This window comes from Streptomyces spinosus, assembly GCF_020400655.1.
Taxonomy (GTDB): Bacteria; Actinomycetota; Actinomycetes; order Streptomycetales; family Streptomycetaceae; genus Streptomyces; species Streptomyces argyrophylli.
On the sequence record NZ_JAINRC010000015.1, the window covers coordinates 226,977 to 245,811 of the forward strand.

Here is an 18,835-nt window from a genome sequence, read left to right on the forward strand (position 1 = left end):
CAGGGGGGCACGGCCCCGCCCTGGCACTGCGCCCCGCCGCCGGGACCCCGCGAGAGCGCCCGGCGCTGGGGGCGGCAGCCACCCGCGGCGGTCCGCCCGCACCGCCGTCACCTCCTCCGCAGCACCGCCGCCAGCACCGACCGCAGCTCCGTCTCCGGGTCGCTCGCGGCGCTCGTCGCGCGCCAGGCGACGAAGCCGTCCGGGCGTACCAGCACCGCCCCGTCCGCCGTCGTGCCGTGCGGCGCGGCCCAGTCGGTGCCGCCCTCGGCGCCGTCCCCGTCGTAGGTGAGGTCGGCGTCCGCGCCCGTACCGATCCGGTACGCCTCCAGCCGTACGCCGTCCGTTCGGGCGATCTTCCGGGCGGCGGCGTGCCAGGCCCCGCCGGCGGCCGATCCGGCGTCGCAGAGGAGCACCAGTGAGCGCTCGTAGAGGTCGATCGTGGAGAGCCGGTCGCCCGCACGGCGCAGCCACAGGTGCGGCGCCCGGCTGCCCGGGTCCGCGGTCAGCCGCACCTCGTCGGGTACGACCGGCTGGGCGGGGTCGGCGCCGATGACGGCCCCCTCCAGATAGCGGTAGGCGAGGACGACGGGAAGGATGCCGCTGCGCGGGCCCCCGCCGACGCCGGGCGTGGGCGCGAAGCCCGGGTGGCTGTGCTCCACCGAACGGGCGGAGGCGCGGGCGCTGGTCGCCAGCGCGACGGGCCGGCGCTCGGTGTCGTAGGTCTCCAGCAGGCCGGGTCCGGCCCAGCCGTCGAGGACGGCGGAGAGTTTCCAGGCCAGGTTGTGCGCGTCCTGGATGCCGGTGTTGGACCCGAAGGCGCCGGTGGGGGACATCTCGTGGGCGGAGTCGCCGGCCAGCACCACCCGGCCGGCCGTGTACCGCTCGGCGACGCGTTCGGCGGCACGCCAGGACGCCTTTCCGGTGATTTCGACGTCCAGGTCGGGGACGCCGACGGCCAGCCGGATGTGCCGCTGGAGCCGCTCCTCGGTGAACTCCTCCAGCCTCTCGCCCTGCTCCGGGTGCCACGGCGCGTGGAAGACCCAGTGCTCCTTGTTGTCGACCGGCAGCAGGGCGCCGTCGGCCTCCGGGTTGGTGAGGTAGCAGCAGATGAAGTGCCGGTCGCCGACCGTCTCGGCGAGCAGTTTGGACCGGAAGGTGACGCTCACGTTGGCGAAGAGGTCGCCGGGGCCGCTCTGCCCGATGCCGAGCCGGCGCCGTACGGGGCTGCGCGGGCCGTCGCACGCGACCAGGTAGTCCGCGCGGACCGTGTACAGCTCGTCGCTGTCCCGGTCCCGGACGAACGCCGTCACTCCTTCGGGGTCCTGTTCGAAGCCCTCCAGCTCGTGGTAGTACCGCAGGTCCCCGCCGAGCGCGCGGGCCCCCTTCAGCAGCACCGGCTCCAGGTCGTTCTGGCTGCACAGGCACCAGGCCGTGGGGCTGAACCTCGCCAGCCCGCCGCCCGGGTCGATGTGCTTGAACAGCCATTCGCCGGCGTCGCCGGCGAGGGTCGGGGTCTGCAGGATGCCGTGGTTGGACGCGAGCAGCGAGGCCGCCGCCTTGATGTCCGGCTCGATGCCGGCGACCCGGTACAGCTCCATCGTCCGCAGGTTGTTGCCGCGGCCACGCGGGTGGATCGAGGTCCCGGAGTGCCGCTCGACGAGCATGTGGGGTACGCCGAGACGGCCCAGGAACAGGGAGAGGGACAGGCCCACCAGTGAACCGCCCACGACGAGGACGGGCACCTGGTGATCGGCTTTGTGCTGCATCAAGGCTCCAGAGGCAGGGGTCGGGATGTGAGGCGCTGCTGTTTCTGTGCCCTCTGGGACGGCTTTCGCGTGCTCAATCACCCACGTGGTTCACGCGAGTCGCGCGTTGTGCGGGAAGCGGCACAGGATCAAGAAGCGCTGACGTCGCGTCATCGGCGGCCGGCGTTCGCCTCTGCCCCCGTGAAGGAGATGCGCAGCATGACCACCTTGTCGGAAAAGATGTCGGACCAGTCGACGCGTGAGGTGTCGACGAGGGTCTCCCAGTCCGTGTTCGACGGCTCCCGTCTCCGGGTCGTCCTGCTCGTGGACGTCCACGACGGCGCCCAGCAGCAGTTCCTGGAGGCCTACGAGCAGCTGTGCAACCAGGTGGCGCAGGTGCCCGGCCACGTCAGCGACCAGCTGTGCCAGTCGATCGAGAACCCCTCCCAATGGCTCATCACCAGCGAGTGGGAGAGTGCCCCGCCGTTCCTCACCTGGGTGAACAGCGAGGAGCACGTGCGGATGGTGGAACCCCTGCACAGCTGCGTCCGGGACACCCGGTCGCTGCGGTTCCACATCGTCCGCGAGACCGGCGGCGAGCCGGCCGGGGCCGCGTCACGGCGCCGGCTCCAGGCGTCCCCGCGGATCGGGGACGGCGTGATCCGGCACGCGCTGACCTTCACGGTCAGGCCGGGCAGCGAGGAGAAGGTCGCGAAGATCCTCGCGGACTACGCCTCGCCCGAGGCGCGCGTCGACGAGAGCACCCGGCTGTGCCGCACCTCCCTGTTCATGCACGGCAACCGGGTCGTGCGGGCCATCGAGGTGCGCGGCGACCTGCTCGCGGCGCTGCGGCACGTCGCCCGGCAGCCCGAGGTGCGGGCCGTGGAGGAGGCCATCAACCCCTACCTGGAGCAGGAGCGGGACCTGAACGACCAGGAGTCCGCGCGGGTGTTCTTCACCCGGGCGGCGCTGCCGGCCGTGCACCACGTCACCGCGGACGAGGTCACAGAGGGCGAGCGGCAGGCGCTGTACTACCCGGCCCGGCCGGACTGCGGGATGCGGCTGGCGGAGCTGCTCGCCCAGCAGGACGAGGCGGCGGCTCAGAACCCGGACAGCCCGGTGCTGCGCAGCACGATCTTCCAGCGCGACGACGTCGTCGTCCGGCTGATCGACGTACGCCCCGGCACGGGCGCCCGCGCCGCGCTGCCGGAGCCCGGCCGTCAGGCCGAGCTGGGCGCCCTGCTGGACGGCGAGCCCGTCGGCATGGACCTCGTCACCGACCGCCGCTCGCCGGACGCCTGAGCCCGGCGGGCCAGCACACCAACGGAGGAACGTCGTGATCAAACCCCTTCCGAAGATCGTGGACCTCAGCGAGATCGAGCCCAACACCCGGCGCGGCGGCGACCTGCGCGCCATGCTCACCCCGGCCACGGTGGGCTCCACCAGCGGCTTCATGGGCGTGGCCATCGTGCAGCCCGGCGACCGCATCGGCGAGCACTACCACCCCTACTCCGAGGAGTTCGTGTACGTCCTGTGCGGACAGCTGGAGGTGGACCTGGACGGTGAGCCGCACCCGCTGCGGCCCGAGCAGGGGCTGATGATCCCCATGAACATGCGGCACCGCTTCCGCAACGTCGGCAACGTGGAGGCGCGGATCGTCTTCCACCTGGGCCCGCTGGCCCCCCGGCCGGCCCTCGGCCACGTCGACACCGAGGAGACGGAGGCCGTCGCCGTGGCCGCCGATCCGGCCGACCGGGCACGGGTCGGCTCATGAACCGGCGCGTGGCGGTCACCGGCATAGGCGTCGTGGCCCCGGGAGGGATCGGCGTACCGGCGTTCTGGGATCTCCTCGCCGACGGCCGTACCGCGACGCGGGGCATCACGTTCTTCGACCCGACCGGGCTGCGGTCCCGGATCGCCGCCGAGTGCGACTTCGACCCCGCCGCGTACGGCTTGGACGCCGAACAGGTCGAACGGGCGGACCGGTACATACAGTTCGCCCTGGTGGCCGGCGAGGAGGCGGTCCGCGACTCCGGTCTCGACCTCGGCCGGGAGGACCCCTGGCGGGTCGGTGTCTCCGTGGGCACGGCCGTCGGCGGCACCACCCGGCTGGAGCACGACTACGTCCTGGTCAGCCATCGCGGGCAGCGCTGGGACGTCGACCCCGCCGAGGCGGAGCCGCAGCTGCACCGGGCGTTCTCGCCGAGCACCGTGGCCTCCGCGGTGGCGGAACGTTTCGGCGCCCAGGGTCCGGTGCAGACCGTGTCCACCGGCTGCACCTCGGGACTCGACGCGGTCGGGTACGCCTTCCACACCGTCCAGGAGGGCCGGGCCGACATATGCATCGCGGGAGCCTCGGACTCTCCGATCTCCCCGATCACCATGGCCTGCTTCGACGCGATCAAGGCCACCTCACCGAACAACGACGACCCCGCGCACGCCTCCCGTCCCTTCGACAACAACCGTGACGGCTTCGTCATGGGCGAGGGCGGCGCGGTGCTCGTCCTGGAGGAGCTGGAGCACGCCCGGGCCCGCGGTGCCCACGTGTACTGCGAGTTCGGCGGCTACGCCACCTTCGGCAACGCCTACCACATGACCGGTCTGACCAAGGAGGGCCTGGAGATGGCGCGGGCCATCGACACCGCCCTGGACCAGGCGCGTCTCGACCCCACGGCGATCGACTACGTCAACGCGCACGGCTCCGGCACCCGGCAGAACGACCGCCACGAGACGGCGGCCGTGAAGCGGGCGCTGGGCCACCACGCCTACGACACCCCGATGAGCTCCATCAAATCCATGGTGGGGCACTCCCTCGGGGCGATCGGCGCCATCGAACTCGTCGCGTGCGTCCTGGCCCTCGCGAAGCAGGTCGTCCCGCCGACCGCGAACTACGAGATCCCCGACCCCGAGTGCGACCTGGACTACGTCCCGCGCGTCGCCCGCGAACGGAAGCTGACCAGCGTGCTGTCCGTGGGCAGCGGGTTCGGCGGATTCCAGTCCGCGGTGATCCTGACCCGGCCGAGGGAGTGAGGACACGATGAGCGAACCGCAGGACCGGCAGGCGGCCATCACCGGCATCGGAGTGGTCGCGCCCAACGGCACCACCACCGGCACCTTCTGGAAGGCCACCCAGGAGGGCCTCAGCGTCCTCGACCGGGTCACCCGCGAGGGCTGTGAGCACCTTCCCCTCAAGGTGGCCGGTGAGGTCCGCGCCTTTGAACCGGCCGCCACGATCGAGGAGCGCTTCCTCGTCCAGACCGACCGGTTCACGCACTACGCCATGGCCGCGGCCGACTTCGCACTGGACGACGCCCGGCTCGCGCTGGCCGACATCCCCGACGCGCCGTACTCCATCGGCGTGGTCACCGCCGCCGGGTCCGGCGGCGGCGAGTTCGGCCAGCGCGAACTCCAGCAACTGTGGGGCAAGGGGAGCCGGTTCGTCGGGCCGTACCAGTCCATCGCCTGGTTCTACGCCGCGAGCACCGGCCAGGTGTCCATCCGCCGCGGCTTCAAGGGACCCTGCTCGGTCGTCGCCTCCGACGAGGCCGGCGGCCTGGACGCCCTCGCCCACGCGGCACGGGCCGTGCGGCGCGGCACCGACGTCATCGTGGCCGGCTCCACCGAGGCGCCGCTCGCGCCGTACTCGATGGTCTGCCAGCTCGGCTACGACGAACTGAGCCGGGAGACGGACCCGTCCCGGGCCTACCGCCCGTTCACGGACGGGGCCTGCGGGTTCGTGCCCGCCGAGGGCGGCGGGATGCTCGTGGTCGAGGCGGCCTGCGCCGCCCGGTCCCGCGGCGCCGACATCAAGGCCGTCGTGGCCGGACACGGGGCGACCTTCACCGGCGCCTCCCGCTGGGACCGGTCCCGGGAGGGGCTCGCGCAGGCCGTCCGGCAGGCCCTGGCGGAGGCCGGGTGCGCGCCCGAGGAGGTCGACGTCGTCTTCGCCGACGCCCTCGGGGTACCGGAGGCCGACCGGGCCGAGGCGCTGGCGATCGCCGACGCCCTCGGCGAGCACGGCACCCGGGTACCGGTCACCGCACCGAAGACCGGGATCGGCCGGGGATACTGCGCGGCCCCCGTCCTGGACACCGCGGCGGCCGTGCTCGCGATGGAGCACGGCCTGGTCCCGCCGACGCCGAACGTCTTCGACGTCTGCCACGACCTCGACCTCGTGACCGGCAGCGCCCGCGCCGCCGAACTGCGGACGGCGCTGGTCCTCAGCCGCGGACTCATGGGGTCGAACTCGGCGCTGGTGCTGCGACGCGGCACCGCGCAGTGAGCACAGAGAAGGAGGAGAGAAACATGCCCCAGATCACCGTGGAAGAACTCGCCGCGCTGATGAAGAAGGCCGCCGGCGTGACCGTCAGCCCCCAGCAGTTGAAGGAGAAGCCGGACACCGGCTTCGACGTCCTCGGTGTCGACTCGCTCGGCCTGCTCGGCATCGTCGGCGAGCTGGAGAACACGCACGGCACCCCGATGCCGGTCGACGCCGAGCGCTGCAAGACACCCCAGCAGTTCCTCAACCTCGTCAACAGCACCCTGATGGCAGGAGCCTGAGATGGCAGGACACACCCAGAACGAGATCACCATCGCGGCCCCGCTGGACCTGGTCTGGGACATGACCAACGACCTGGAGCGCTGGCCCCAGCTGTTCAGCGAGTACGCGTCGGTGGAGGTCCTCAAGAAGGAGGGCGAGAAGACGACGTTCCGGCTCACCATGCACCCGGACGAGAACGGCACCGTCTGGAGCTGGGTCTCCGAGCGCGAGCCGGACCGCGCCACCCGCACCGTCAAGGCCCGCCGGGTCGAGACCGGGCCCTTCGCCCACATGAACATCCACTGGCGGTACGAGGAGGTTCCCGCCGGCACCCGGATGGTCTGGACCCAGGACTTCGCGATGAAGCCGGACGCGCCGGTCGACGACGACTGGATGACCGACAACATCAACAAGAACTCGAAGATCCAGCTGGAGCTGATCCGGCAGAAGATCGAGAAGGCGGCGGCCGGTGAGCGGCCCGCCCCGGCCCTGGCCGACTGAGCCGGACGACAGGAGACGACCGTGCACCAGGCCCTGATCGTCGCCCGCATGGCCCCGGGCTCCGCCCCCGACATCGCCAAGGTGTTCGCGGAGTCCGACCGGGGAGAGCTGCCGCACCTCGTCGGAGTCGTCCGGCGCAGCCTCTTCCAGTTCGGCGACGTGTACATGCACCTGATCGAGTCCGAGCGGGAGCCGGGACCGGCCATCGCCAAGGTCACCTCCCACCCCGAGTTCAAGGAGGTCAGCGAGCGGTTGACGGCGTACGTCAGCGCGTACGACCCGCAGACCTGGCGGTCCCCGAAGGACGCCATGGCAGAGCGCTTCTACCTCTGGGAGCGCGACGCCGGCTGAGCGCTCCGCCGGACAGCGGCGAGGCAGTTCCCCGCGCCCCCTCGGGGCGCGGGGAGCCGGTCATGCGGGGACGATGCAGTCGAACGCGTGCAGGTACGGGTTGACCGGCCGGATGTCGCGGACCGCCAGGCCCGCCGCCTCCAGTCGGCCCACCATGCTGTCGGTGGTGTGCTTGGCCCCGCCGACGTTCAGGAGCAGCAGCAGGTCCATGGCCGTGCTGAACCGCATCGACGGGGTGTCGTCGACGAGGTTCTCGATCACCACCACCCGGGTGCCGGGACCGCCCGCCTCGACCACGTTGCCCAGCAGCCGGGCCGTGGACTCGTCGTCCCACTCCAGGATGTTCTTGATGATGTAGACGTCGGCCTCGACCGGGACGGCCTCCCGGACGTCGCCGGGCACGATCCGCGCGCGGTCGGCGAGGTCGCCGCCCTCGCGCAGCCGCGGCAGGGCGTTCTCCACCACCCGGGGCAGGTCGAGCAGGCTGCCGCGCATCGCCGGGTACTTGTCCAGCAGGCACGCCACCACATGCCCCTGGCCGCCGCCGAGGTCCGCGACCGAGCTGCTGCCGGACAGGTCCAGCAGGGCCGCCACCTCTCGCGCCGACTGCTCGCTGGAGCGGGTCATCGCGCGGTTGAAGACGTCCGCGGACTCGGGAGCGTCCTCGTTGAGGTAGCTGAAGAACTCCTTGCCGTAGAGGTCCTCCACGACGTTCCGGCCGGTGCGCACGGCCTGGTCCAGCAGGGGCCAGGCGTCCCAGGTCCACGGCTCGGTGCACCACATGGCGATGGCCCGCAGGCTGTTCGGGTCGTCCTCGCGCAGCAGCCGCGACATCTCGGTGTGGGCGAACGTGCCGTCCGGCCGCTCGGCGAAGACGCCGTAGCAGGACAGGGCGCGCAGCAGCCGGCGCAGCGGCTTGGGCTCGGCGCGCACCGCGGTCGCCAGGGTCTCCACGGTCATGGGGGCGTCCCCGAGCGCGTCGGCGAGGCCCAGCCGGGCCGCGGCGCGGACCGCGGCGGCGCAGGCCGCCCCGAACACGAGCTCGCGCAGCCGCATCGACGGGTGAGAGGAGGGGGGTGCCCCCGGCTCGGGGGGAGCCGGGGGTGCGCCGGATGGTGCGGTCATGTGCCGCCTTCCTTCCTTGCGTGGATCGGGTACGGCCGTCCGGTCAGCACAGGCCCGCGGGCTTGGAGACCCGGCAGGCGTTGCCGGTGAAGACGTTGCCGGTCTTGGTGGCTTCCTGGTTGACGAGGTCCGCCGGGGAGTTGTCCGCCAGCCGGTTGCCGGTGATCCGGTTCATCTCGCTCGTGGCGCCCACGAAGCTCTTGAACAGGACGATGCCGCCCGACAGCGGGGACTTGCCGGTGTGGCCGGTGACCCTGTTCCGCGTCACCAGGGTCTTCTCGGTGCCGGTCAGCACGATGCCGGAGCCCTTCAGGTAGGGCAGCCGGGCCGTCTTCGGGCAGTACTTGTTGTTCCGCACGACCAGGTTGTCGCTGACGGTGAGGGCACCGGCCCGCGGCTTGTTCTCGTCGCCGACGACGAACACGCCCGCGCAGTTGCCGAGGACGTAGTTGCGCGTGACGGCGAGGTCGCGCAGCCGGCGGACGGTGATGCCGATCCGGTTGTCCTCCAGCCGGTTGTGGTCGACCACCGCGCCCCTGCTGTCCGTGGCCCCCTGCTCGGCCTTGACGTTGTTGGCGAGGAAGAGGCCCGCGTCCCCGTTCCCGCGGGCGGTGTTGTTCCGGAACACCCCGCGGGTGGAGTGCTGCTGGGCGATGCCCCACTGGCCGTTGTTCTCGGCGATCACGCGCTTCACGGTCAGCCGGTCGGTGCCCATGGTGAAGACGCCGGACTTGGCGAAGCCGGTCACCTTGAGGTCGGAGACGGTGACGTCCTCGAGGGGCTTGTCCTTGCCCCCGACCACGCAGATGCCGTTGCCGTCGGAGAGGCAGGTGACGGCGGCCTTCTTGCCGTCGGGGGCGGGCCTGGTCTTCTGCTGGGGGGGCTGGATCACGGTGCCGGGGCCCGCTCCCCGCAGGGTGAGGCCCGCCGTCTTCACCGTGACGCTCTCACGGTAGGTGCCGGCGAGCACGAACACGGTGTCGCCGGCCTTGGCGGTGTTGACCGCCTTCTGGATCGACTGACCCGGCTGCACCACGAGGGTCCTGTGGGCAGCGGACGCCGGAGTGGCGCCGATGACCGTGCCGACGAGGGTCGTGGCGCATGCCAGGTACGCAATGTGTCGTTTTGTCACATGCCGAAGGCTAGGAGCGCATGAGCCGATTACCGGCCGGATACTCCGTTCGGCGGCGTGTCCGCGGCAGGGGCCGGGTCAGCGGCCCCGGGGTCCGCCCTTGGGCAGCTTCATGCCCTTCGGCATGGGGCCCTTCGGCAGCGGCATGTTGCTCATCAGGTCGCCCAGTGCCCGCAGCCGGTCGTTGGTGGCCGTCACCTGGGGGCCGGTCAGCACGCGCGGGAGCTTCAGCATCGTCGTGCGGAGCTTCTTCAGCTCGACCTGGCCCTCGCCGTTGCCGACGATCAGGTCGTGCACCGGCACGTCGGCGACGATGCGGTTCATCTTCTTCTTCTCGGCGGCCAGCAGGCTCTTCACCCGGTTCGGGTTGCCCTCGGCGACCAGCACGATGCCGGCCTTGCCGACGGCCCGGTGCACCACGTCCTGGCTGCGGTTCATCGCCACCGCCGGGGTCGTCGTCCAGCCCCGGCCGATGTTGTCCAGCACGGCCGCGGCGGCGCCCGGCTGGCCCTCCATCTGGCCGAACGCGGCCCGCTCGGCACGGCGGCCGAACACGATCGCGGTCGCCAGCAGGGCGATCAGCAGGCCGAAGATGCCCAGGTAGACCGGGTGCCCGATCAGGAAGCCGATCGCGAGGAAGACACCGAGGGTGCCGATGCCGACGGCCGCGAGTACAAGACCGATCTTCTTGTCGGCCTTGCGGGTCATCTGGTACGTGAGGGCGATCTGCTTCAGTCGCCCTGCGTTCGCGGCGTCCGCCGCGGTTTCCTTCCTCGCCATGCCACGAAGTCTACGTGCCCGCGGGAGTGCGGACGACGGCGGTGCCCGGCGGGCGGGACGGGCCCGCCGGGGGCGGCGTCAGGACTGGCCGGCGGCCTGGTCCAGGAACCGCTGGGCCTCGACCCGGTCCTTGGCGCGGCGGCGGTCCTCCAGGACGGAGGTCCAGGCGTTGCGGCGGGCGGTGCGCTGGCCGCCGCTCATGAGCAGGGACTCCACGGCGCGCAGGGCGCCGGTGAAGGACGGGATGGCGGTGGCGCGTACGGGTGCGGCCTGCATGATCGAGGTCCCCCCTCTGAGCTGGAGATGCGGGGCGTGATATGAGAGTCACTGATTGGTGTTACCAGGGCGTGACCGACCGGTCAAACACGCGTGAAGCCTCGGTGTGAGGGGCTGGAACGCCGGCGCGGCCCCGACGGCGCCCTCATCAGCGAGGACGGTCGGGACCGCGTCGTCTCGGCCATTACTGGCCAGTAGGAACTTGTGCGCGAATTCACACGCGCGGCTCACACCGCCTGGGCGGCGACGTACGTGCCGCGCTTCTCCACGGCCATCTGGTACAGCCGCCCGGCGCGGTAGGAGGAGCGCACCAGCGGGCCGGACATCACACCGGAGAAGCCGATCTGCTCGGCCTCCTCCTTCAGCTCCACGAACTCGTGCGGCTTCACCCAGCGCTCCACCGGGTGGTGGCGCACCGACGGCCGCAGGTACTGGGTGATGGTGACCAGCTCGCAGCCCGCGTCGTGCAGCTGCTTCAGCGCCTCGCTGACCTCCTCACGGGTCTCGCCCATGCCGAGGATCAGGTTCGACTTGGTCACCAGGCCGTAGTCGCGGGCCTCGGTGATGACCTTCAGGGAGCGCTCGTAGCGGAAGCCCGGGCGGATCCGCTTGAAGATCCGGGGGACGGTCTCGACGTTGTGCGCGAAGACCTCGGGACGGGACGCGAACACCTCGGCGAGCTGCTCGGGGACCGCGTTGAAGTCCGGGGCCAGCAGCTCCACCTTGGTCCGGCCGCCCTCGCGCTGCGCCGTCTGCTGGTGGATCTGGCGCACGGTCTCGGCGTACAGCCATGCTCCGCCGTCCGCCAGGTCGTCGCGGGCGACGCCGGTGATGGTGGCGTAGTTCAGGTCCATGGTGACCACGGACTCGCCCACGCGGCGCGGCTCGTCGCGGTCCAGCGCCTCGGGCTTGCCGGTGTCGATCTGGCAGAAGTCACAGCGCCGGGTGCACTGGTCGCCGCCGATGAGGAAGGTCGCCTCGCGGTCCTCCCAGCACTCGTAGATGTTCGGACAGCCGGCTTCCTGGCACACCGTGTGCAGCCCCTCGCTCTTCACGAGGTTCTGCATCTTCGTGTATTCGGGGCCCATTTTCGCCCGGGTCTTGATCCACTCGGGCTTGCGCTCGATGGGGGTCTGGCTGTTGCGGACCTCAAGGCGCAGCAATCGCCGCCCGTCAGGGCTTGGCATTTGCTTCCCGTCGGGTGCGACTGCGGACACGACCGGCTCCCTGTGACTTCGATTCTTCGGCGTACCCCAGGGTACGCCCGTACTGTGTACGCCCTGCCGTTCGGGCCAACCCCGCTGTCGCAGGGCACATTCCCCCGGCGGACGATCAGGCGGACGCCGTCTCGATCACCCGCGGCCTCAGGTCCGCGTTCTCCAGGACGTCCCGCAGGTGCTTCTCGACCACCGGCAGGACCTCCTCGACCGTGATGTCCCGGCCCAGCTCGTTCGCCAGCGAGGTGACCCCGGCGTCCCGGATGCCGCACGGGATGATCCGGTCGAACCAGGCGTTGTCCGGGTTCACGTTGAAGGAGAAGCCGTGCATCGTGACGCCCTTGGCGACCCGGATGCCGATCGCGGCGATCTTCCGGTCCTCACGGCGCTGGCCCGCGTTGGAGGGGGCGTACTCCGGGCCGTTCAGCCGGGGGTCGAACTCCTCGTCGGTCAGCCGCGGGTCGAAGTCCAGGGACAGCCCCCCGAGCGCCGGCCGCCGCTCGACCGGGTCGCCGAGGACCCAGACGCCGCTGCGGCCCTCCACCCGGGTGGTCTCCAGGCCGAACTCGGCGCAGGCGCGGATGATCGCCTCCTCCAGCCGCCGCACGTGCGCGACCACGTCCACCGGGCGGGGCAGCTTCTGGATCGGGTAGCCCACCAGCTGGCCCGGACCGTGCCAGGTGATCTTGCCGCCGCGGTCCACGTCGATGACCGGGGTGCCGTCCAGCGGGCGCTCGCTGTCCTCCGTGCGCCGGCCGGCCGTGTACACCGGGGGGTGCTCCAGGAGCAGCACGGTGTCCGGGACCTCGTCGGCGAACCGGGCCGCGTGCACCCGGCGCTGCTCGTCCCAGGCCTCCTGGTATTCGACGGCATCCGCACCGAACCCCATGCGGACGAACCGCAACTCACTCACGGCAAGCGCCTCCCTCAGCGACCGGTGTGTCAGGCACGTAACGCGCCCTCGCCACTGTACGTCCGACCGGAGTACGTCAGCCCTGCGGGCGTTCCTCACACGATCGGATGAATGCATGGCGAAGTGTGCGACCATCTGCTCACTCTCCGCTACATTCGCGCCGTTCGTGAGGCCATAAGGGCTGCTCAAAGGCAATCCGGGCACATCGACCGGCCCGGAAGGCAGGAGACCGCACCGCAGATGACGGACCGACCCGCGCAGCGCACCCCCAACCGCCAGCTCGCCGCGCTCATCGCAGAAGCGGGGTTCTCCAACGCGGGTCTGGCCCGTCGCGTCGACCAGCTCGGCCTGGAACACGGGCTGGACCTCAGATACGACAAGACCTCGGTCACCCGCTGGCTGCGCGGCCAGCAGCCACGCGGTACGACCCCCGCCCTGATCGCCGAGGTCTTCACGCGCCGGCTCGGGCGCCGGCTCACCGCCCAGGACCTCGGTCTGGACGCGTGTGCGCCGGTGTACGCCGGGCTGGAGTTCGCGGCCACCCCCGAGGAGGCCGTCGACATCGTCAGCGGGCTGTGGCGCAAGGACTCCGGCAGCCACGCCGAGCTGCGCAAGATCGCCTTCACCCCGGCCGGGCTCGTGGTGCCCAGCCGGGACTGGCTGATCGGCAAGGCCGACGACCGGGTGGCCCGCGAGCCGGTGCCCCGGGTGCCGCCGCAGGGCCGGCCCGCCGCGGCCAGGGCGCCGCGGCCGGCGCCGCTGCTCCCGCCGCGGCTGCGGACGCACGCCGAGCGGGCCCCCGGCCACAGGGTCACCGGCGGTGACATCGCCGCACTGCACTCGGTGGGCGAGCTGTTCCGCACCCTCGACGACCGGTTCGGCGGCGGCCACGCCCGGCAGGCGCTGGTGCGCTACCTGGAGCACGAGTGCGAGCCGATGCTGCGCGGCGGCTACGACGAGCAGACCGGCCGCCGGCTGTTCGGCGCCGCCGCCGATCTGACCCGGCTCGCGGGCTGGACCTCGTACGACATCGCCGCGCACGGGCTTGCCCAGCGGTACTTCGTGCAGGCGCTGCGGCTCGCCCAGGCGGCCGGCGACCGGGCCTACGGCTCCTACGTCCTGGTCACCATGAGCCGGCAGGCCGTCTACCTCGGCCACGGCAGGGAGGCCGTCCAACTGGCCCGGGTCGCCCAGCAGGGGGTCGGCACGGGCGCCCCGCCGGTCGTCCAGGCGCTGCTGCACGCCGCAGAGGCGCGGGCGCACGGCGTCCTGGGGGAGGTGCGGGCCTGCACCGCGGCGCTCGTGCGGGCCGAACGCGCGCTCGAGGCGGCCCGGCCCGGGGACGACGTGCCGTACTGGGCCGCCTTCTTCGACGAGGCGCAGCTCGCCGACGAGTTCGGCCACTGCCACCGGGATCTCCAGCAGTTCCGGGCCGCCGCGCAGCACGCCGAGCGGTCCCTCCAGCTGCGGGCGCCCGCCTATGCCCGCAGCCGCCTGTTCTGCCGGGTCGTCCTCGCCACCGCCCGCCTCGGCCTCGGCGAACTCGACCAGGCGTGCGCGATCGCCGCGGAGGCGGCGGGTCAGGCCGCGGAGATGCGCAGCGCTCGCGCGGTGGAGTACGTGAAGGAGTTCGAGCGGCGGCTCGAGCCCTATCGGGACGCGCCGCCGGTGCGGGTGTACCGGGAGAAGGTCGCTGCGCTGGGATAGCGCCGTCGCGGGTGGCGGCCGGCCGCCGGGGTCCGCGCCGCCGTGGTCGTCCGCGCGGTTCCCCGCGCCCCTCGCGGGGCGCCTACGCCGCCCTCGGCATCGTCGGGACCGGGTCCGCGCCGTGCATCGAGCCCGCCGCGCCCAGGTCCGCCAGGATGGCCGACGCGGCGCGGTGGGCCGAGTGCAGGGCGCCCTGGACCGTGCTGGTGTCCCGGTGGTCGCCGCAGACGTAGAGGCCGGCCAGGAGGCGTACCGGGCGGCGCAGGTCGTGGGGCGGACGCATCGACGGGACCGCATCCGGGGTGTGGTGCACGGCCAGCGTCTCCCAGCGGCGCGTGGAGGTGCCGTAGAGGCGGGAGAGGTGGATGCGGACGGCGGTGTCCACCCCTTCCGGGGGCGTGCCCAGCACGGTCGAGGAGATCAGGACGCGGCCGGCCGGTGCCCGGCTCGGGTCCACGTTGCTGAGGACAGCCGTGTGCGCCACCGGGCCGCCCCGGTCGGCGTCCAGCAGCAGCGAGCGGCCCGTCGGAAAGGCCGCCGCCGGCTCGTCCGTGGTGTGGTGGACCACCGTCACCGGGTGGAAGTCCGGCACCCTGAGTCCCGGCAGCAGTCCGGCCGCGGCGCGCGCGTCCGTCGCCAGCAGCACCGCACGGCAGCGGATCTCCCCGTGCTCGGCGGTCGCCACCGAGGTCGTGGACACCGAGGTGACCCGCACCCCGGTGTGCACCGTGCCCGGCGGCAGCCCCCCGGCCAGCAGTTCCGGCAGCACCTCGGCGCCGCCCTCCGGCACGCACAGCCGCCCGCTCGCGAAGGCGCGCAGCGCCAGGTCGGCGCACCTGCTGGAGGTGGTCAGCTCCGGGTCGCACAGCAGCGCGGCGAGCAGCGGGCGCAGGAAGCCGTCGATGGTGCGCGCCGGGATTCCGCGCTGGGCGAGGGCGAGGGCGGCCGGCATCTCGGGGCGGCCCAGGAGGCGTTCGACGGGGGTCGCGGCGATCCGGCCGAGCGCCGCGCCCAGCCGGGCCTGGTCGACCGCGCCGCCCACCGGTGCGCCGGGCGTGACCGCCGTACCCCGGGGCGCGTTCGCGAGGGCGCGCACCACATGGAGTGCGCCCCGTGCGCCCCGCGCGCTCCCGCCGCCCGCCGGCGCGCCCGCGCGATGGGTGCGGCCGTCGCGGTGCAGGAGCACGCCCGGTGCGAAACGGCGCACGGTCAGGGCGTCCAGGCCCGGACTCAGGCGGAGTTCGGGGTAGGACGTGGACAGCAGCTGTCCGATGCGGTCGAGGCGGAAGCCGTCGATCTTCTCGGTCGACATACGGCCGCCGACGTACGGGGCGGCCTCCAGGACCGCGGTGGTGACTCCTGCGCTGGTCAGCCGATGAGCCGCCGAGAGACCGGCGATCCCGGCTCCCACGATGACGACGTCCACCTGGTACGCGGGCTCAAGCACGAGGCCCTCCTGTGGGTTGCGCGGCCGCTGGAGACGTCATGCCCCCAACGGGCCCGAGGGATACCCGAGTTCGGGTCGAGGGTAGGGGCGTGATCGGTCAGAGGCAGTCGCGCATCAACAGGGCACGGTCGCATAGAGGTCGCATACGGTCACTTTCGTTCGCCGGTGTTGTCAGCCGGCTCATCCCGCCGCGACCGCCCCACCCGCACACGCCACCCGCTCACGCCCTCCGCTCATCCCGCCGCGCGGATCGCCTCGTCGATGCCCGGGAACGCGAACCGGAACCCCGACTCCAGCAACCGCCTGGGCACCACCCGCTGACTGCCCAGCACATCCCCGGCCATCTCCCCGAGCGCCGCCCGCAGCACCGGGGCGGGCACCGCGAACACCGCCGGCCGGCGCAGCACCCGCGCCATCGCCTCCGTGATCTCGGCGTTCGTCAGCGGCTGCGGCGCCGTCAGGTTGAACGGCCCGGACAGGCCGTCACCGTCGACGAGATGCCGGATCGCGGCGACCTCGTCGTGCAGCGCGATGTACGACCAGTACTGCCGCCCGTCCCCCAGCCGCCCCCCGAGCCCCGCCCGGAACAGCGGGAACAGCCGCCCCCACGCACCGCCGCCCCGGGCCACCACCAGACCCGTGCGCAGGAACACCGTCCGCACCCCGGCCTCCGCCACGGGCGCTGCCGCCTCCTCCCACTCCACGCACAGCGCGGACAGGAAACCGTCGCCCGGCGGCGCGTCCTCGTCCACCACCCGGTCGCCGGTGTCGCCGTAGAAGCCGATCGCGCTGCCGTTGACGAACACCCGCGGCGGCCGTGGCAGCGAGGCCGCCGCCTCCGCCAGGGCGGCCGTGCCCAGCACCCTGCTGTCCCGCAGCAGCCGCTTGTACTCCGGCGTCCAGCGCCGGTCGCCCACCCCGGCCCCCGCCAGGTTGACCACCACGTCACACCCGGTCAGCCCGGCCGCGTCGACGTGACCGCGCTCCGGGTCCCAGCGCACCTCGTCGGCGCCCCGGGGCTCCCGGCGCACCAGCCTGACCACCTCGTGCCCGTCCGCGGTCAGGGACCGCACCAGAGCGCTGCCGATGAGACCGGACGCGCCGGCCACCGCGATACGTGAACGTTCCATGACCCCAGCATGACCGCACCAGCGGGCGGAAACCCGTTGGGGCCGCCTGGACCGCCCGCCGTATGGTGATCACCATGCCGGAGCCGTACATACGCAACGCCCATGCCGCCGACGAGGAGCCGCTGGCCGTCCTCGACCGGGCCACCTGGTCCCCCCTGCACGCGGTGATGCCCCCGCCGCAGCCGCCGTACCAGCCCTTCTTCGACGAGCGGCACCCGCCGCAGGAGTACCTCGTCGCCGAGGCCGACGGGCGCGTCCTGGGCTACATCCGGCTCACCCACCCGACCACGCTCGCCTCCAACGCGCACGTCCTGGCGATCCAGGGCTTCGCCGTCGCCGAGGAGGCGCGCGGGCGGGGCGTCGGACGCGCGCTGGTCCGGGCCGCCGTCGAGGAGGCACGGCGGCGCGGCGCACGCCGCCTCACCCTGCGCGTGCTCGGGCACAACACCCCGGCCCGGGCGCTGTACGAGTCCGAGGGCTTCGCCGTCGAGGGCGTGCTGCCCGGGGAGTTCCTCGTCGACGGCGCGTACGTCGACGACGTCTGCATGGGCCGAGCCCTGTGAGCCCCGCCGCGCCTACGAACTGACCAGCTCGCCCGTGTCCACCGGCACCGTCGCCGTGGCCGCGCGCCGGGCGTCGTCCGCCACCTCGGCCGCCGTCAGCACGTACCCCGTCTCGGCGTCCGAGGTGGAGCGGGCGAAGACCACCCCGAACACCCGGCCGTCCGTGGTCAGCAGCGGGCCGCCGGAGTTGCCCGGCCGGACCGTGGAGCGGATCGCGTAGATCTCGCGGGTGACCGTGCCGTCGTTGTAGATGTTCTGGCCGGTCGCCCGCACCCGGTTCCCGACCGTCGCCGCCTGGAGGTTCAGGCTCCCGTCCTGCGGGTAGCCCGCCACCACCGCCGAGTCCCCGCGCACCGCACCGCCGTCGAACCGCAGCACCGGGGCACTGAGATCCGGCACGTACAGCACCGCCACGTCCCGGTCCGGGTCGAACAGCACCACCCGGGCCGCGTACGACGGCCCGACCCCGCCGACCCGCACGCTCGGCCGGTCGATGCCGGCCACCACGTGCGCGTTGGTCATCACCCGCCGGGGCGCGTACACGAACCCGCTGCCCTCGCGGCCCTCCGTGCCCACGGCGCCCTCGATCTTCACCGTGCTCAGCCGGGCGGCGTTCGTCGCGGCAGGCGTGACGCTGTCGCCGGTCGGCCGGGCCACCCGGGCCGTCGACTCGTTCTCGAACGGGTTGAACACCTGCGGGAAGCCCGCCTCGGTCAGCGCGGACGTGGCCCGCGAGAACCACGCCGGCGTGGTCCGCGGCATCGCCTCCTGCACCGCGCCCAGCACCGTCGAGTTCCGTATCGCCGTCGCCAGGGTCTGCGACGGCGCCGCGCTCAGCACGCTCGCCGCCACCCAGGCCACGATCAGCACCGCGACCGAGTTCGCCGCCGCGCCCCCCATCCCGTCCGCCACCCGCAGCGGACCCCGGTCCAGCTCCCCGCGCAGCCGCAGTGCCAGCCGGCCCGCCAGTTCGTGCCCCACCACCGCCGGCACCAGCACCGTCAGCACCGCGAGCACCGTCGCCGTCGCCGTGCCCCGCTCCACCTGGCCCGTCACCCACGGCAGCACCCACACGCCGACGGCCGCGCCGCCCACGAACCCGGCCAGCGAGACACATCCGGCCACCAGTCCACGGCGATAACCGGACACCGCGTAGACGACGATCACCAATACGAGCACCAGGTCGAGCAGGTCCACCGAGCCGCCTCTCTCTCAACCTCTCCTACGGACGGGACCGGTCCGCTGATCAGCCACACGCGCGCGAGGCCGCCTCCGGGGCAGCGGAACCGGCCACGCGGGTCTGTACCCGCAGAAACGACCCGGACCCGGACGATGGTTCCACCAGGTGGCACAGCGCACATCGCGGGCACGCGCAGGGGCCCGGGAGCGCGGTCGCGCCGGGGCACCG

The 18,835-nt window shown here is 72.7% G+C and carries 19 protein-coding genes; 9 read left to right on the plus strand and 10 right to left on the minus strand.

The features are described from left to right. Positions 1-107: 107 nt before the first annotated feature. The gene (locus LG395_RS28330) at positions 108-1,766 is read right to left on the minus strand and encodes an FAD-dependent oxidoreductase (RefSeq protein WP_171156977.1); all 1,659 of its coding nucleotides are present in this window, start codon (positions 1,764-1,766) and stop codon (positions 108-110) included. A 198-nt stretch (positions 1,767-1,964) separates the two neighbouring features. Here LG395_RS28330 and LG395_RS28335 point away from each other — a divergent pair, with 198 nt between their 5' ends. The 7 genes from LG395_RS28335 to LG395_RS28365 are packed head-to-tail and all read left to right on the plus strand — an operon-like array spanning position 1,965 to position 7,137. After that, positions 1,965-3,047 (plus strand): SchA/CurD-like domain-containing protein, encoded by a 1,083-nt coding sequence (locus LG395_RS28335; RefSeq protein WP_171156979.1) that lies wholly within the window; start codon positions 1,965-1,967, stop codon positions 3,045-3,047. Positions 3,048-3,081: 34 nt separating this feature from the next. Next, a complete protein-coding gene (locus LG395_RS28340; protein WP_225811672.1) occupies positions 3,082-3,519 on the plus strand; it encodes a cupin domain-containing protein in 438 nt (145 codons plus the stop codon). After that, positions 3,516-4,775: a beta-ketoacyl-[acyl-carrier-protein] synthase family protein gene (locus LG395_RS28345; RefSeq protein ID WP_225811673.1), complete on the plus strand. Its 1,260-nt coding sequence runs from the start codon at positions 3,516-3,518 to the stop codon at positions 4,773-4,775. Before LG395_RS28340 ends, LG395_RS28345 begins: the two co-directional genes overlap by 4 nt. Before the next feature lie 7 nt (positions 4,776-4,782). Further along, positions 4,783-6,027: a ketosynthase chain-length factor gene (locus LG395_RS28350; protein ID WP_171156983.1), complete on the plus strand. Its 1,245-nt coding sequence runs from the start codon at positions 4,783-4,785 to the stop codon at positions 6,025-6,027. A 23-nt stretch (positions 6,028-6,050) separates the two neighbouring features. After that, complete coding sequence (locus LG395_RS28355; protein ID WP_014672284.1) at positions 6,051-6,305, plus strand: acyl carrier protein; 255 nt, start codon at positions 6,051-6,053, stop codon at positions 6,303-6,305. 1 nt (position 6,306) lies between these two features. Then, the gene (locus LG395_RS28360) at positions 6,307-6,786 is read left to right on the plus strand and encodes an SRPBCC family protein (protein WP_171156984.1); all 480 of its coding nucleotides are present in this window, start codon (positions 6,307-6,309) and stop codon (positions 6,784-6,786) included. A gap of 21 nt (positions 6,787-6,807) precedes the next feature. Then, the gene (locus LG395_RS28365; RefSeq protein WP_171156986.1) at positions 6,808-7,137 is read left to right on the plus strand and encodes a TcmI family type II polyketide cyclase; all 330 of its coding nucleotides are present in this window, start codon (positions 6,808-6,810) and stop codon (positions 7,135-7,137) included. Between the two features lie 60 nt (positions 7,138-7,197). Here the strand turns inward: LG395_RS28365 and LG395_RS28370 are convergent, their stop codons facing one another. From LG395_RS28370 to lipB, 6 genes are all read right to left on the minus strand, one after another. Then, positions 7,198-8,262: a methyltransferase gene (locus LG395_RS28370; RefSeq protein WP_372463474.1), complete on the minus strand. Its 1,065-nt coding sequence runs from the start codon at positions 8,260-8,262 to the stop codon at positions 7,198-7,200. 43 nt (positions 8,263-8,305) lie between these two features. Then, positions 8,306-9,394: a right-handed parallel beta-helix repeat-containing protein gene (locus tag LG395_RS28375; protein ID WP_225811674.1), complete on the minus strand. Its 1,089-nt coding sequence runs from the start codon at positions 9,392-9,394 to the stop codon at positions 8,306-8,308. 78 nt (positions 9,395-9,472) lie between these two features. After that, a complete protein-coding gene (locus LG395_RS28380) occupies positions 9,473-10,174 on the minus strand; it encodes a DUF4191 domain-containing protein (RefSeq protein ID WP_171156990.1) in 702 nt (233 codons plus the stop codon). Between the two features lie 78 nt (positions 10,175-10,252). After that, positions 10,253-10,450, minus strand: a complete 198-nt coding sequence (locus tag LG395_RS28385; RefSeq protein ID WP_132783798.1) for an SCO2195 family GlnR-regulated protein — start codon at positions 10,448-10,450, stop codon at positions 10,253-10,255. Positions 10,451-10,677: 227 nt separating this feature from the next. Continuing rightward, entirely contained in the window at positions 10,678-11,637 is a 960-nt protein-coding gene (gene lipA, locus LG395_RS28390) for a lipoyl synthase (RefSeq protein WP_225811675.1), read from the minus strand. Positions 11,638-11,782: 145 nt separating this feature from the next. After that, complete coding sequence (lipB, locus tag LG395_RS28395) at positions 11,783-12,580, minus strand: lipoyl(octanoyl) transferase LipB (RefSeq protein WP_171156994.1); 798 nt, start codon at positions 12,578-12,580, stop codon at positions 11,783-11,785. A 240-nt stretch (positions 12,581-12,820) separates the two neighbouring features. Between lipB and LG395_RS28400 the strand changes: the two genes are divergently transcribed. Then, positions 12,821-14,287 (plus strand): NsdA family TPR-like regulatory protein, encoded by a 1,467-nt coding sequence (locus tag LG395_RS28400; RefSeq protein WP_225811676.1) that lies wholly within the window; start codon positions 12,821-12,823, stop codon positions 14,285-14,287. An 82-nt stretch (positions 14,288-14,369) separates the two neighbouring features. Here LG395_RS28400 and LG395_RS28405 read toward each other — a convergent pair whose 3' ends face one another. After that, positions 14,370-15,734: an NAD(P)/FAD-dependent oxidoreductase gene (locus tag LG395_RS28405; RefSeq protein ID WP_225811677.1), complete on the minus strand. Its 1,365-nt coding sequence runs from the start codon at positions 15,732-15,734 to the stop codon at positions 14,370-14,372. A gap of 233 nt (positions 15,735-15,967) precedes the next feature. Then, complete coding sequence (locus tag LG395_RS28410; RefSeq protein ID WP_225811678.1) at positions 15,968-16,864, minus strand: TIGR01777 family oxidoreductase; 897 nt, start codon at positions 16,862-16,864, stop codon at positions 15,968-15,970. Between the two features lie 74 nt (positions 16,865-16,938). Between LG395_RS28410 and LG395_RS28415 the strand changes: the two genes are divergently transcribed. Next, complete coding sequence (locus LG395_RS28415; protein WP_225811679.1) at positions 16,939-17,427, plus strand: GNAT family N-acetyltransferase; 489 nt, start codon at positions 16,939-16,941, stop codon at positions 17,425-17,427. A gap of 12 nt (positions 17,428-17,439) precedes the next feature. On the opposite strand, the gene LG395_RS28420 is transcribed toward LG395_RS28415, so the two are convergent. Continuing rightward, positions 17,440-18,624: a MarP family serine protease gene (locus LG395_RS28420; protein WP_171157003.1), complete on the minus strand. Its 1,185-nt coding sequence runs from the start codon at positions 18,622-18,624 to the stop codon at positions 17,440-17,442. Between the last annotated feature and the right edge of the window lie 211 nt (positions 18,625-18,835).